General features: G+C 71.5%; 13 protein-coding genes. 9 read left to right on the forward strand and 4 right to left on the reverse strand.

Features of this window, described 5'->3' with window-relative positions; genetic code table 11:
* Window positions 1-942 (reverse strand): hypothetical protein, encoded by a 942-nt coding sequence (locus tag OG379_RS23845; protein WP_405665067.1) that lies wholly within the window; start codon window positions 940-942, stop codon window positions 1-3.
* 239 nt (window positions 943-1,181) lie between these two features.
* Between OG379_RS23845 and purN the strand changes: the two genes are divergently transcribed.
* From purN to OG379_RS23860, 3 genes are all read left to right on the forward strand, one after another.
* Window positions 1,182-1,838 carry a phosphoribosylglycinamide formyltransferase gene (gene purN, locus OG379_RS23850; RefSeq protein ID WP_405665069.1) on the forward strand — a complete coding sequence of 219 codons (657 nt, stop codon included), beginning with the start codon at window positions 1,182-1,184 and terminating at the stop codon, window positions 1,836-1,838.
* On the forward strand, window positions 1,825-3,378 hold the full coding sequence (purH, locus tag OG379_RS23855) for a bifunctional phosphoribosylaminoimidazolecarboxamide formyltransferase/IMP cyclohydrolase (protein WP_405665070.1): 1,554 nt from the start codon (window positions 1,825-1,827) through the stop codon (window positions 3,376-3,378). The genes purN and purH overlap by 14 nt, the downstream gene beginning before the upstream one ends.
* Window positions 3,379-3,555: 177 nt before the next feature.
* Window positions 3,556-5,013 carry a DUF2079 domain-containing protein gene (locus OG379_RS23860; RefSeq protein ID WP_405665071.1) on the forward strand — a complete coding sequence of 486 codons (1,458 nt, stop codon included), beginning with the start codon at window positions 3,556-3,558 and terminating at the stop codon, window positions 5,011-5,013.
* A 62-nt stretch (window positions 5,014-5,075) separates the two neighbouring features.
* Here OG379_RS23860 and OG379_RS23865 read toward each other — a convergent pair whose 3' ends face one another.
* On the reverse strand, window positions 5,076-5,684 hold the full coding sequence (locus OG379_RS23865; protein ID WP_393762307.1) for a hypothetical protein: 609 nt from the start codon (window positions 5,682-5,684) through the stop codon (window positions 5,076-5,078).
* Window positions 5,685-5,917: 233 nt separating this feature from the next.
* Here OG379_RS23865 and OG379_RS23870 point away from each other — a divergent pair, with 233 nt between their 5' ends.
* From OG379_RS23870 to OG379_RS23885, 4 genes are all read left to right on the forward strand, one after another.
* Window positions 5,918-6,796 carry a bifunctional methylenetetrahydrofolate dehydrogenase/methenyltetrahydrofolate cyclohydrolase gene (locus tag OG379_RS23870; protein WP_393762305.1) on the forward strand — a complete coding sequence of 293 codons (879 nt, stop codon included), beginning with the start codon at window positions 5,918-5,920 and terminating at the stop codon, window positions 6,794-6,796.
* A 20-nt stretch (window positions 6,797-6,816) separates the two neighbouring features.
* A complete protein-coding gene (locus OG379_RS23875) occupies window positions 6,817-7,449 on the forward strand; it encodes a DUF3017 domain-containing protein (RefSeq protein WP_405665072.1) in 633 nt (210 codons plus the stop codon).
* A 419-nt stretch (window positions 7,450-7,868) separates the two neighbouring features.
* Window positions 7,869-8,930: a DUF2690 domain-containing protein gene (locus tag OG379_RS23880; protein ID WP_405665073.1), complete on the forward strand. Its 1,062-nt coding sequence runs from the start codon at window positions 7,869-7,871 to the stop codon at window positions 8,928-8,930.
* Between the two features lie 176 nt (window positions 8,931-9,106).
* Window positions 9,107-10,096, forward strand: a complete 990-nt coding sequence (locus tag OG379_RS23885) for a malate dehydrogenase (RefSeq protein ID WP_405665074.1) — start codon at window positions 9,107-9,109, stop codon at window positions 10,094-10,096.
* Between the two features lie 84 nt (window positions 10,097-10,180).
* Here the strand turns inward: OG379_RS23885 and OG379_RS23890 are convergent, their stop codons facing one another.
* Together OG379_RS23890 and OG379_RS23895 are read right to left on the reverse strand one after the other, a co-directional pair.
* Window positions 10,181-10,918, reverse strand: coding sequence for an isocitrate lyase/phosphoenolpyruvate mutase family protein (locus OG379_RS23890; RefSeq protein ID WP_405665075.1), 738 nt, complete (start codon window positions 10,916-10,918; stop codon window positions 10,181-10,183).
* Between the two features lie 48 nt (window positions 10,919-10,966).
* Window positions 10,967-11,479 carry a carboxymuconolactone decarboxylase family protein gene (locus OG379_RS23895; RefSeq protein ID WP_405665076.1) on the reverse strand — a complete coding sequence of 171 codons (513 nt, stop codon included), beginning with the start codon at window positions 11,477-11,479 and terminating at the stop codon, window positions 10,967-10,969.
* A gap of 46 nt (window positions 11,480-11,525) precedes the next feature.
* Here OG379_RS23895 and OG379_RS23900 point away from each other — a divergent pair, with 46 nt between their 5' ends.
* Both OG379_RS23900 and OG379_RS23905 read left to right on the forward strand, forming a co-directional pair.
* Window positions 11,526-12,926 carry a PLP-dependent aminotransferase family protein gene (locus OG379_RS23900; RefSeq protein WP_393762293.1) on the forward strand — a complete coding sequence of 467 codons (1,401 nt, stop codon included), beginning with the start codon at window positions 11,526-11,528 and terminating at the stop codon, window positions 12,924-12,926.
* 122 nt (window positions 12,927-13,048) lie between these two features.
* The gene (locus OG379_RS23905) at window positions 13,049-13,324 is read left to right on the forward strand and encodes a hypothetical protein (RefSeq protein WP_405665078.1); all 276 of its coding nucleotides are present in this window, start codon (window positions 13,049-13,051) and stop codon (window positions 13,322-13,324) included.
* Window positions 13,325-13,326: the final 2 nt, after the last annotated feature.

The raw sequence follows: 13,326 nt of genomic DNA on the forward strand, positions 1-13,326 counted from the left end.
CTACTCCTTCACGCCGAAGAAGGGCTCCAGCGGGTCGGGCAGCTTGTTGTTGCAGGCGATGGCGCCGGTCTTGGTGAGTGCGTCGTTCACGCAGGTGTAGTAGTCGCGGTAGACCAGCTGGACCGTATAGCCGGTGGCCACGATCGCCAGGGCCAGGAGCGCCGTCACCAGGCCGCTGACGGCCGCCGTCGTCTGCTGACGGCTGCTGCTCTGCGCGACGGGGGGCGCGGCCCCCGGCTGCGGGGGCGTGGCGGCCCGGTCCGGGCTGCTCGCGGCGGACACCGCCGCCTGCCCCGGGCCGGCCGCCTGGTCCTTCCGCGGCCCGCCACGGAGGGCGCTGATCGACCAGTACACGGCGAGGGCGCCGAGGAGCATCGCGATCTCGGGGAAGTCGAAGAGGGCGAAGAAGAACGCCCACATGCCGCCGAGCACCGCGTAACGCGCCCGCCGCTGGGCGGGGTCGGTCGGGTCCCAGCGCAGCCCGCCGGGGCTGCCCTCCGGGCCACCGCCCTGGCCGCTCGGTCCGCCGGTGCCGCCGGGACGGCCGCCGAAGCCGCCGCTCTGCCGGCCCGGCTGCTGGTCGCTCCACTGGCTGCCCCAGACGGGGCGGTCATCGGACTGTCCTTCGCCGCCGTCACCGCTTCCGCCGTTGCCGTGGTTCGGCGTGTGGGGAGGGTGGCGCGGCTGCCAGGGCTGATCGGGCCGGTCCTCGGGCGGTGCCGCGAACGGATTGTCGTCGGACGACCCGGACGACGAACCCGAACCCGACGAGGAACCCGAACCCGACGAGGAACCCGAGCCCGACGACGAACTTGAAGAGGAACCCGAGCCCGAAGAGGAGCCCGACGAGGAGTCCGGCGATGAGGACTGGCGTTCCCGCATCAGCGTGGATGCCCGCTCGGGCAGCGGGTGGCCAAGGGCGGTGCGGAGGCGGTCCGGCATGTGGTGAACGTCTTCCCCATCTCGTCATTTCCGCCCGGGGGCGGTTCCCTGTCCCCTGACGCTACCTCCCGGCTACGCCCCCGTCCCGTGGGGGCCGCCGGGTGTGCCGGTATCGTTGCTGACGGTCGGACCGTTCGTAGAGTTCCCCGTATCCCGGGACGAGCTTCTTTCGTACGACCATACAAACGCACCTCCTGTACATCGCGTACCTGCTGCACCACGCGAGAAAGGGCCCTGCCGTGGCCTCCCCGCCCCCCTCCGCCGTTCCGGCCCGTGTGGTCGTGCTCGTCTCCGGCTCAGGCACGAACCTCCAGGCACTCCTCGACGCGATCGGTGACGACCCCGATGGCTACGGCGCCCGGATCGTCGCGGTCGGCGCGGACCGCTACGGCACCCTCGGCATCGAGCGTGCCGAGCGTGCCGGGCTTCCCACCTTCGTGTGCAAGCTCGGTGAGTACGCGAGCCGCGAGGAGTGGGACGCGGCCCTGGCGGCGGCCGTGGCGGAACACCGTCCGGACCTCGTCGTGTCCGCGGGATTCATGAAGATCGTGGGCAAGGAGTTCCTCGCCGGGTTCGGCGGCCGGATCGTCAACACCCACCCCGCCCTGCTCCCCAGCTTTCCCGGTGCTCACGGGGTCCGCGACGCGCTCGCGTACGGCGTGAAGGTCACCGGGTGCACCGTCCACTTCGTCGACGACGGCGTCGACACCGGTCCGATCATCGCGCAGGGCGTGGTCGAGGTGACCGAAGAGGAAACGGCGGAGGGCGAAGCCGCCCTCCACGAACGCATCAAGGAAGTCGAGCGCAAGCTGCTCGTCGAGGCCGTGGGGCGGCTCGCCCGCGACGGCTATCGCATTGAGGGACGAAAGGTTCATCTCGGTCATGTCGGTGAATAAGCCCATCCGCCGCGCCCTGGTCAGCGTCTACGACAAGACGGGGCTCGAAGACCTCGCCCGCGGTCTGCACGAGGCGGGTGTCGAGCTGGTGTCCACCGGCTCCACCGCCGGGAAGATCGCAGCCGCCGGGGTGCCGGTCACCAAGGTCGAGGAGCTCACCGGCTTCCCCGAGTGCCTCGACGGCCGCGTCAAGACGCTGCACCCCCGCGTGCACGCCGGCATCCTCGCCGACCTGCGCCTGGACGCCCACCGCGAGCAGCTCGCCGAGCTCGGCGTGGAGCCGTTCGACCTGGTGGTCGTCAACCTCTACCCGTTCAAGGCCACCGTCGCCTCCGGCGCGTCCGACGACGAGTGTGTGGAGCAGATCGACATCGGCGGCCCCTCGATGGTCCGCGCCGCCGCCAAGAATCACCCGTCCGTGGCGGTCGTGACCAGCCCGGAGCGTTACGCCGACGTCTTGGCCGCGGTCAAGGCGGGCGGCTTCGACCTGACCGCCCGCAAGCGGCTCGCCGCCGAGGCGTTCCAGCACACCGCCGCCTACGACGTGGCCGTCGCCTCCTGGTTCGCGGACGACTACGCAGCCGCGGGTGACTCGGGCCTCCCCGAGTTCCTCGGTGACACGTTCACGCGGAAGAACGTCCTGCGCTACGGCGAGAACCCGCACCAGCCGGCCGCGCTCTACACCGAGGGCGAGGGCGGCCTCGCGGAGGCCGAGCAGCTGCACGGCAAGGAGATGTCCTACAACAACTACACGGACACCGACGCCGCCCGCCGTGCCGCCTACGACCACGCCGAGCCGTGCGTCGCGATCATCAAGCACGCCAACCCGTGCGGCATCGCGATCGCCGACGACGTCGCGACCGCGCACCGCAACGCGCACGCCTGCGACCCGCTGTCCGCCTACGGCGGCGTCATCGCCGTCAACCGGCCGGTGACCGTCGCGATGGCCGAGCAGGTCGCGGACATCTTCACCGAGGTCATCGTCGCCCCGGCGTACGAGGACGGTGCGGTCGAGATCCTCGCCCGCAAGAAGAACATCCGCGTGCTGCGCTGCCCGGAGGCCCCGGCCTCCGCGTTCGAGGTCAAGCCGATCGACGGCGGCGCGCTCCTTCAGGTCACCGACCGGCTCCAGGCCGACGGCGACGACCCGGCCAACTGGACCCTCGCCGCCGGTGAGGCCCTGTCCGCCGAGGAACTGAAGGAGCTCTCCTTCGCGTGGAAGGCCTGCCGGGCGGTCAAGTCCAACGCGATCCTGCTCGCCAAGGACGGTGCCTCGGTCGGCGTCGGCATGGGGCAGGTCAACCGTGTCGACTCCGCGAAGCTCGCGGTCGAGCGGGCCGGCGAGGAGCGGGCCCAGGGTTCGTACGCCGCGTCCGACGCCTTCTTCCCCTTCCCCGACGGTCTGGAGATCCTGACCGCCGCCGGCATCAGGGCCGTCGCCCAGCCGGGCGGCTCGGTCCGTGACGAGCTCGTCGTCGAGGCCGCACAGAAGGCGGGCGTGACCATGTACTTCACCGGCACGCGCCACTTCTTCCACTGACGGCGCCCGCAGTTTCATGCCGCAGGCCGTACCCGTTCCGGGTGCGGCCTGCGGTGCGTCCCGGCGTACGGAGATCAGTCGTCCCTCTGTTCTAATGAATGGCCTTGTCGGGCCGTGCCGGGCGGGACCGGTGCGACCGGCAGTGACCAGTGAGGGATTCCGTTGTGCGGGGGCACCGTGCTTGACCTGAACCAGAACGGGACCGAGACGTCCGGAGACCACGTCCCGGAGCCGGCCGTCGGTACGCACCCGGCGCCGCTGCGCCCGTACCTCATCGCCGCCGTGGTCCTGTGCGCGCTCTACTTCCTCTACGCGTACCTGCGGTACAGCCACTTCCAGTCGCCCTCCTGGGACCTGGGCATCTTCGAGCAGGAGGTGCGCGCGTACGCCGGTTTCGACGCGCCGGTCGTCGACATCAAGGGACCGGGCTATCTGATACTCGGCGACCACTTCAGCCCGGTGGTGGCGCTCCTCGTCCCCCTCTACTGGATCTGGCCGTCCGCCGTCGCCCTGCTGTTCGCCCAGGCCGCGCTCTTCGCCGGCTCCGCGGTCATCGTCGGGCGTACCGTCCAACAGATCCTGGGCGGCCGCTCCGGTCTCTGCGTCACCGTCGCGTACGGGCTGTCCTGGGGGCTCCAGGAAGCGGTGAAGGCCGACTTCCACGAGATAGCGTTCGCCGTCCCGCTGCTGGCCCTGGTCTGCCGTGCCCTTCTCATGGAGCGCTGGCGGGCGGTCGTCCTGTGGTCGCTGCCGCTGGTCCTGGTCAAGGAGGACCTCGGGATCACCGTCGCCGTCGTCGGCCTGCTCCTGGCCCTGTACGGACGGCGGCTCCAGGGGTTCCTGCTGGCGGCCTTCGGCGTGTTCGCGTTCGCGCTGACCGTGCTGGTGCTCATCCCCGCGGCCAGCAGCGCGGGGACGTACGACTACTGGAAGAAGATCGAGGAGAACGGCGGGCAGGAGGTCTCCCTGCTCGACTCCGTCCTCGGGGTACTCGACTCCTCCGTCAAGCTGGAGATGCTGGTCTTCCTCGTCGGCATCACCGCCTTCATGGCGCTCCGCTCACCCCTGGCCCTGCTCGTCCTGCCCACGCTCGGCTGGCGTCTGCTCTCCCAGGACTCCAACCACTGGGGCATGGTCTGGCACTACAGCGCGATCCTGATGCCGGTGGTCTTCCTCGCCATGGCCGACGGCGTCCGGCGCAGCCGGGGCTCGAAGCGGCCCTGGCTCGTCTCCTACGCGAACGTCGCCGTCCCCGTCGCGGCGGCGATCGCCGTCGCCCTCACCCAGCACCTCCCGCTCCGCGATCTGCTGCGCCCGGAGACGTACCGCGCCGACGCCCGCACCCATGCCGCCGAAGAGGCGCTGGAGGCGATACCCGTGGGCTCGCGGGTGGAGACGGACATCACGCTGATGGCGCACCTGACCGCCGACCGCACGGTCTACTGGGTCGGCGGGGCCCCCGGCACCGCACCCGACGTCGTCGCGATCAACCTGGACTTCGGCTGGTCGCAGCCGATCGACGACCCGGTGAAGTACGCGCAGCAGCTGCACCCCGAGGCGCGCTACCGGGTCACCCGCGAGGCGGGCTCCTTCGTCGTCATGGAGCGGACCACGCCGGCGCCCGGAAACGGCTGAAGGCCGCATACCCGCCGGTGAGCGGGTGCTGCGGCCTTCACGCGCACGTGTGTACGGCGACGTCAGTACTGCGGCTGCTGCTGGCGGTTGAACCAGGCGCCGCCGTCGGACTTCGCCACGAAGACGACGACCAGGACAGCGAGAATCGTGTGGACGAGGCCCATGACGACGAAGGGGTAGATGCCGAGGATCGCCGTGATCACGCCGAAGACGATGGTCGCGATGCGGATTCCGTTGCCCCCCTTGCCGAACTTGGCGGCGAAGACGACCGCGAGGACTCCCCACAGCACGGCGAAGACGACGATGCCCCACAGCACGGCGCCCGAGTAGTCGGCGAGCTGCTGGAACTGGACGTCCTCCTGCAGCGTCGGGTCGTCCTTGGCCGCGCTCACGGCCACGGCCGCGAGGGCGACGAAGATCGCGCCGATGACCTGGAGGCCGGCGATCACGAAGAGCATGACGCGCGCGGCCTTCACACCGCCGGGCATCTCGGTGGGCGCGCCCGGGAAGCCGTAGCCGCCCTGGACCGGCGGCGCCTGCGGGTAGCCGTAACCCTGCTGCGGGACACCCTGCGGGGCCTGCTGCGGGTAGCCGTAGCCCGGCTGCTGCCCGCCCGGCTGCTGGCCACCCTGCTGCTGGCCGTAGGGGTTGTTGGGGTCGCCGAAGCTCATGGCGGGTTTCCTCCGTTGTGATGTGGGGACTACGCGGTCCTGACGGAGGAAAGCTGCGCGATCTTAACGGTTGGTCCCCCCGACACTGCCCGCAGTGATGCGGGCCTTATCGTCGTCGTGACATCCACCTTTTGTCCAGCCGATCGCCCAATGTGTTGTGCAAGTGCAATCTCGCGTCCACGTGGCAAGCCACGATTGGTACGGGGGCGGGGTCATCCGCGAGGATGGGTGTCATGACTGCCCAGATTCTCGATGGCAAGGCCACCGCAGCTGCGATCAAGTCCGATCTGACCGTCCGCGTGGCGGCCCTCAAGGCACAGGGCATCACACCCGGCCTGGGAACCCTGCTCGTCGGCGACGACCCGGGCAGCCGCTGGTACGTGAACGGCAAACACCGTGACTGCGCCCAGGTCGGCATGGGCTCCATCCAGCGCGAACTCCCCGACACCGCCACGCAGGAGGAGATCGAGGAGGTCGTACGGGAGCTCAACGCCAACCCGGACTGCACGGGCTACATCGTGCAGCTTCCCCTCCCCAAGGGGATCGACACCAACCGCATCCTGGAGCTGATGGACCCGGCCAAGGACGCGGACGGCCTCCACCCGATGAGCCTGGGCAAGCTGGTGCTGAACGAGAGCGGCCCGCTGCCCTGCACCCCGCAGGGCGTCGTCACCCTGCTCCGCCGCCACGGTGTGGAGATCAACGGCGCCCATGTGGTCGTCGTCGGCCGGGGCGTCACCATCGGCCGCCCCCTCCCGCTGCTGCTGACGCGCAAGTCCGAGAACGCGACCGTCACCCAGTGCCACACCGGCACCCGTGACCTCTCGGCGCACCTCAGGAAGGCCGACATCATCGTCGCGGCCGCCGGTGTGCCCCACCTGATCAAGCCGGAGGACGTGAAGCCGGGCGCGGCCGTGCTGGACGTCGGTGTCAGCCGGGACGAGAACGGCAAGATCGTCGGCGACGTCCACCCCGGAGTGGCGGAGGTGGCCGCCTGGGTCGCCCCGAACCCGGGCGGTGTCGGCCCCATGACCAGGGCCCAGCTGCTCGTCAACGTGGTCGAGGCGGCCGAGCGCGGCGCCGCCGAGGCCTCCGCCGCATCCGCGGGCTGACCCCGGACCGGAGGAACGTCATGGGCGCTGGTACGAGTCCGGCGGGCGGCACGCACGCGGACGGGCCGGCCGAGGAGGCAGACACGGCCGAGGAGGCCCGGGTGTCCGAGAAGGTCCAGGTGTCCGGGGAGACCGGGACACCGGGAGAGGCGGGGCAGGGCGAGGCCGGTACCCCAGGGGAAGAGGGGGTGCCCGGCACCGCAGACGCGGCCGGGGCCTCCGGGGAAGTGGCAGCAGGGCAGAGTGGTTCGACCTGGGAGCCCTCGCGTCGTTTCTCGCTGACCCGGGACACCGCACGTCCCGAAGGCGGCGGCCGGGCAGCCCCGGGCGACGCCCCCGCACCCGCCCGGCAGTGGCCGCTGCTCACGGTGCTCTGCACCGCCGGGATCGGGCTGCTGATCGTGGCGATCGACCCCTTCGCCGAGGCGTTCAGGGTCGGCGCCATGGTGATGGGCCTCGCCCTGCTCGCGGGAGCGGTGTTCCGCTGGACGGTCCCCTCGGTCGGCATGCTCGCCGTACGGTCCCGGTTCACCGACCTGGTCACGTACGGCCTGATGGGCGCGCTGATCGTGCTGCTCGCGCTGATGGAGCAGCCCGGCCCGTGGCTGCGGGTCCCGTTCCTGCAGGACGTCGTCCACTTCACGATCCGCTGAGGGGTGTCCGTCCCCTCCCCCGAGAAGGGACGGACACCGGACAGGGCGCCGGTGCAAGAAGCGCCGGAATGCGGTGACTTGAGCGGCCTTGCCCTGTCCTGGGTCAAGCGTCATGGACATGAGGTACCAGGTTCAAGGGATGGCCGGTGCCTGTGGCACGGAAGTGACCATTCCGCCATCGTGTGATCGTCACGCAACGATGGGAACACTGCGCGGTGTTCGCTACGGCGCACGACGGAGACCGCGCTCATACCGAATGCCCCCGTGCGCCCCTTTGTCCGGAACTGAGATCCTGGATCCGTGCATTCTTCTGGGTAGTCCGGAGCGCAGTAACCAGACGCTTCGGCGGCAGGGGGGAAGGGCCCGGTGCCGGGATCGGGGGCGCGCCGGGGCGTCCGGGGGAATCGGTTGGGGGAGTAATGCCTCGTTGGAAGGCGCTACCGGAAGAACTCGATTCGCAGGTGCGGGAGTTCACGGGCCAGCTGCGCGGACTGGTGGACCGCAGTGGTCTTAGCCTGGCCGCGGTCGCCGACCGCACGGGCTACAGCAAGACGTCGTGGGAGCGTTATCTCAACGGCAGGCTGCTCGCGCCCAAGGGGGCGGTCGTCGCCCTCGCCGAGGTGACGGGCGTTCAGCAGCACCATCTGACGACGATGTGGGAGCCGGCCGAGCTGGCCTGGAGCCGCTCCGAGATGCGCCACGACATGACGATGGAGGCCATCAGGATCTCCCAGGCGCGTGCGGCGCCCGGCGAGGCGGGTGTGGCCGCGGCCCCCGTGGCCGGCAGGCGTGCGGACGGCGCTACGGGAGTCCCCACCGCCCCTGGACCGGGAGGAGAGGGGTGCGACAGTGGCCGTCCGCCGTCCGTGCCCGTCCAGCGCGGCACGGTTCCACGGATTCCGCAGCAGCCGCAGCCGGGGGCGGTGCCGGACCCCACCGGCGGCGGACACCACCCGGTGGGCGGTCCCGGAGGGCGGCGGGAGGGCGGCCGGAGCAGGCTGCCGCTCTTCCTGGCGGGGCTCGTGGGCGCGCTCCTGCTGATGGCCGGGGCCGTGCTGCTCACCGATCTGGGTGGCGACCAAGACACCGGTACGGCCGCCGCGACACCGTCCGCCGAGCCGGGCACCAGCGCGCCCCAGCTGCCCGCCGGGGTCGAGTGCAGACACGCCGACTGCACCGGCCAGGACCCGGAAGCGATGGGCTGCGGCGGCCAGTTCGCCTCCACGGTGGCCAGGGAGACCGTCGGCGGAGGCCTCGTCGAGGTCCGCTACAGCGAGACCTGCGGCGCCGCGTGGGCCCGTATCACCCGGGCGTCCCCGGGGGACACCGTGAAGATCGCCGCCGGTCCCTCGGAGCAGGACGGCACGGTGGACGCCGGCTCCGAGGCGTACACCCCGATGGTCGCCGTGAAGAAGGCCTCCGACGCCAAGGCCTGCGCGACCCTCGCCTCCGGGACGACCGGCTGCACCACGCCGGAGTGAGACAGGGGAGCCGCTGCGCTGTGTGACCGACTGTGCGCGGTGCCACAGGGGGCCGGGCGGCTCCTGCGGCGAGGGTCGGATAGCCTGACCGCTGGATATCTCTTCACGTCAAGATTCAGAGGTATCCAGCACCAGGGGCAGGGACCCCTACCGCCAGCTGTCTAACGGAGACCGCCATGACCCGCACTCCCGTGAATGTCACCGTGACCGGCGCAGCCGGCCAGATCGGCTACGCGCTGCTCTTCCGCATCGCCTCCGGCCACCTGCTCGGCCCGGATGTGCCGGTCAACCTGCGGCTCCTCGAGATCCCGCAGGGCCTGAAGGCCGCCGAGGGCACCGCCATGGAGCTCGACGACTGCGCCTTCCCGCTGCTGCGCGGCATCGAGATCACGGACGACGCCAACGTCGGCTTCGCCGGCGCCAACGTCGCCCTCCTGGTCGGCGCCCGCCCGCGCATGAAGGGCATGGAGCGCGGCGACCTGCTGTCCGCCAACGGCGGCATCTTCAAGCCGCAGGGCAAGGCCATCAACGACAACGCCGCGGACGACATCAAGGTCCTCGTCGTCGGCAACCCGGCCAACACCAACGCCCTCATCGCGCAGGCCGCGGCCCCGGACGTACCGGCCGAGCGCTTCACCGCGATGACCCGCCTGGACCACAACCGCGCGATCTCGCAGCTGGCCGCCAGGACCGGTGCCGCCGTCTCCGACATCAAGCGGCTGACGATCTGGGGCAACCACTCGGCGACCCAGTACCCGGACATCTTCCACGCGGAGATCGCCGGCAAGAACGCCGCCGAGGTCGTCAACGACGAGGCCTGGCTGGCCGACACCTTCATCCCGACCGTCGCCAAGCGCGGCGCCGCGATCATCGAGGCCCGTGGCGCGTCCTCGGCCGCCTCGGCCGCCAACGCCGCCATCGACCACGTGCACACCTGGGTCAACGGCACCGCCGAGGGCGACTGGACCTCGATGGGTATCCCGTCGGACGGCTCCTACGGCGTTCCCGAGGGCATCATCTCCTCCTTCCCGGTCACCACGAAGGACGGGAAGTACGAGATCGTCCAGGGCCTGGACATCAACGAGTTCTCCCGTGCGCGCATCGACGCGTCCGTGCAGGAGCTCACCGAGGAGCGCGACGCGGTCCGCGAGCTCGGCCTGATCTGACCGGGGCCCGGCCACCGGCCGGCCCGGAGGACGTACGAGGGCGCCCCCGCTGCACCAGCTGCGGGGGCGCCCTCATACGTCTGCTCAGTCGCCGAGCAGCCGCCCGGCCAGGTCCCGCACGGCGTCCGCCGCCCTGCGCTGGAGCTGCGGGCCGAAGGTGATCCGTGTTGCGCCGAGCTCGCCGAGCCGGCGGGTGGCGGCCCGGCCGTCGGGTGCGCCGAGCGCGTTGAGCGGGACCGGGACCGCTGCGGCCAGAGCGGGCAGGGTGTCCGGCGGGGCCATGATCGGGTAGACGCAGTCGGCACCGGCGTCGGCGTAGAGCCGGGCACGGGCCACCGTGTCCGCCACCACGTCCGTGGCGGCCGGGTCCCCGTGGACGTAGGTGTCGATGCGGGCATTGACGAAGAGGCGCCCGCCCGCCGCCGCGCACACCTCGGCGAGCCGGTCGGCCTGCCGCCGCGGGTCGACGAGCACGCCGTCCACCGAGTCCTCCAGGTTGCAGCCGACGACCCCGGCCTCCAGGAGGCGGTCGACGAGCTCGTCCGGAGCCAGACCGTAACCGGCCTCGACGTCCGCCGAGACGGGAACGGACACCGCTCGGGCGATCCGCGCCACCGCCGCGAACATCTCGTCCGCCGGCGTCTCCCCGTCGGCGTGGCCGAGGGAGGCGGCGACACCCGCGCTCGGGGTGGCCAGTGCGGGAGAACCTGCCTCCTCGAACACGCGGGCGCTCGCGGCGTCCCACGGGCCGGGCAGGACCAGCGGGTCGCCGGGAGTGCGGCCGTGGTGCAGGGCGCGGAAGACGGACACGGGCTCGGTCATCAGGGCTCCGGGGCGGGAGGTGCGTACGGGGGGCTCGGCGGCTGCGGCTCAGTGCTTGATGTCGCCGGGCGTGTAGTGCCCCGGGGCCATCCGGCAGGTCACGCCGAACCGGTTCCAGGCGTTGATCACCGTGATCGCGGCGATGAGCTGGGCGAGTTCGGCCTCCTCGAACTGCTTCGCGGCCTTCGCGTAGACCTCGTCCGGCACGAAACCGTCGGTCAGGACCGTCACCGCCTCCGTCAGCTGGATCGCGGCAAGCTCCTTCTCCGTGTAGAAGTGCTGCGACTCCTCCCAGGCGCTGAGCTGGATGAGCCGCTCGACGGACTCGCCCGCCGCGAGGGCGTCCTTCGAGTGCATGTCCAGGCAGAGGGCGCAGTGGTTGAGCTGCGAGGCGCGGACCTTCACCAGTTCGAGCAGTGTCGGGTCCAGTCCCTGACGGGACGCGGCGTCCAGCCGGACCATGGCCTTGTAGACATCCGGGACGAGCTGGGCCCACTGCAGGCGGGCGGGGTGCTCGGGGGCGTTTTCGGCGGGTGTGCGGTGCTGCGTGTGCGTCGTCATGCTTCGAAGCTAACGGTCGGATGGCGCACCGGTATGGTCCATTTCCATGACAGATTCCTGGGCCGCTTTCGGCGCCGACCTGCATATCGAACCGGTCGGCACGGGCCTGCGCAGCGGGCTGATGAACGCGCTGCGTGAGGCCGTGCGCACCGGACGGCTGACGCCGGGCACGCGGCTGCCCTCGTCCCGGACGCTCGCCGTGGATCTCGGGATCGCCCGCAACACCGTCGCCGACGCCTACGCCGAGCTCGTGGCCGAGGGCTGGCTCACCGCGCGGCAGGGTTCGGGGACCAGGGTCGCGCAGCGGGCCGACGCGCCCGGCCCGGCCGCCCGGGGGGCCGCGGGCCGGCAGACGCGACGGCGGCCCGTCCACAACCTGATGCCGGGGTCACCGGACCTCTCGGCGTTCCCCCGCGCCGAGTGGCTCAAGGCCGCCAGGCGCGCCCTCACCGCCGCCCCCGACGCGGCCTTCGGATACGACGACCCGCAGGGCCGCTTCGAGCTGCGGAGCGTGCTGGCGGACTATCTGGCACGGGCACGAGGGGTGTACGCGGACCCGGAGCGCATCGTGATCTGCTCCGGATTCGTCCACGGACTCACGCTGATGGGGAAGGTGCTGCGGCGCCGCAAGGTGCGGGCGGCGGCCGTCGAGTCGTACGGGCTGGACATCCACTGGAACCTCCTGGCCGACGCCGGCCTGCGCACCCCGTGCCTCCCGGTGGACGCGCTCGGGGCCAGGACCGGGGAGCTGGGAGGGACACCCGGCGTGGGCGCGGTGCTGCTGACCCCCGCCCACCAGTTCCCCACGGGCGTCCCGCTCCATCCCGACCGGCGGGCCGCGGCGGTCGACTGGGCGCGGTCCTCGGGCGGTCTGATCCTGGAGGACGACTACGACGGCGAGTTCCGCTACGACCGCCAGCCGGTGGGCGCCCTCCAGGGCCTCGACCCGGAACGGGTGGTCTACATGGGCACGGCCAGCAAGTCCCTGGCGCCCGGGCTGCGGCTGGCCTGGATGGTGCTGCCGGAGGGGCTGGTGGACGAGGTGTGCGACGCGAAGGGCGGCTTCGACTGGATGTCCGCGGCGCCGGACCAGCTGACCCTCGCGGAGCTCATCGCCTCAGGAGCGTACGACCGGCACGTGCGGGCGATGCGGCTGCGCTACCGGCGCCGTCGTGACCAGCTCGTCGAGGCGCTCGCCGAGCGGGCACCGGACTTCGAGGTGAGCGGCATCGCGGCGGGGCTGCACGCCGTGCTCGAACTCCCCGAGGGGACCGAGCAGTCGGTCGTCCAGGCGGCCACCTGGCAGGGGCTCGCACTGGAGCGGCTCTCGCGCTTCCGGCACCAGGACGCGGCCCCCGGCCGCGACGGGCTGGTCATCGGTTACGGCACGCCGTCGGAGAGCGGGTGGGCGGGGGCGCTGGACGCGCTCTGCCGGGTGCTGCCGTAGGAGAGTGATGCCGGGCAGTGGGCGGCACCGGGTTTCAGCCGGGGGAGTCGTGCATCTAATCTGACTGGGAGTTGGCCGGTGGGCGTACACCGGCCCGTGGGTGCGAGGGGGGAGAACAGAACATGGACAGGCGCAAGCTGAGGTCGAGCACCGTCGTGCTCGGCGGCATGGGAGTACTCGCGGCGACGCTCACCGCGTGCGGCTCGGAACCGGACGAGCGGTGCGTCGACCGGGTCACCCAGGAGATCCTGCCGAAGTACGAGTGCGAGGACAGCAACGGCAGCGGGACGTACTACTACGGCGGCAGCAGCCACAACAACCGGGTCTCCGGCGGCAGTTTCGACAAGTCCGCGGTCGAGCGCGACGGATTCGGCTCCTCCGGCTCCAGCGGCGGCTGAGA

Origin of the sequence: Streptomyces sp. NBC_01166 (assembly GCF_045039765.1) — a bacterium.
Classification (GTDB): Bacteria; Actinomycetota; Actinomycetes; order Streptomycetales; family Streptomycetaceae; genus Streptomyces.

Bases quoted from the DNA above. Each gene is read 5' to 3' on its own strand.
- OG379_RS23900 (WP_393762293.1), top strand. From the start codon at position 11,526: ATGACAGATTCCTGGGCCGCTTTCGGCGCCGACCTGCATATCGAACCG.
- purH (WP_405665070.1), top strand. From the start codon at position 1,825: ATGTCGGTGAATAAGCCCATCCGCCGCGCCCTGGTCAGCGTCTACGAC.
- OG379_RS23870 (WP_393762305.1), top strand. From the start codon at position 5,918: ATGACTGCCCAGATTCTCGATGGCAAGGCCACCGCAGCTGCGATCAAG.
- OG379_RS23875 (WP_405665072.1), top strand. From the start codon at position 6,817: ATGGGCGCTGGTACGAGTCCGGCGGGCGGCACGCACGCGGACGGGCCG.
- OG379_RS23890 (WP_405665075.1), bottom strand. From the start codon at position 10,918: ATGACCGAGCCCGTGTCCGTCTTCCGCGCCCTGCACCACGGCCGCACT.
- OG379_RS23885 (WP_405665074.1), top strand. From the start codon at position 9,107: ATGACCCGCACTCCCGTGAATGTCACCGTGACCGGCGCAGCCGGCCAG.
- OG379_RS23905 (WP_405665078.1), top strand. From the start codon at position 13,049: ATGGACAGGCGCAAGCTGAGGTCGAGCACCGTCGTGCTCGGCGGCATG.
- OG379_RS23895 (WP_405665076.1), bottom strand. From the start codon at position 11,479: ATGACGACGCACACGCAGCACCGCACACCCGCCGAAAACGCCCCCGAG.
- OG379_RS23880 (WP_405665073.1), top strand. From the start codon at position 7,869: ATGCCTCGTTGGAAGGCGCTACCGGAAGAACTCGATTCGCAGGTGCGG.
- OG379_RS23845 (WP_405665067.1), bottom strand. From the start codon at position 942: ATGCCGGACCGCCTCCGCACCGCCCTTGGCCACCCGCTGCCCGAGCGG.
- OG379_RS23865 (WP_393762307.1), bottom strand. From the start codon at position 5,684: ATGAGCTTCGGCGACCCCAACAACCCCTACGGCCAGCAGCAGGGTGGC.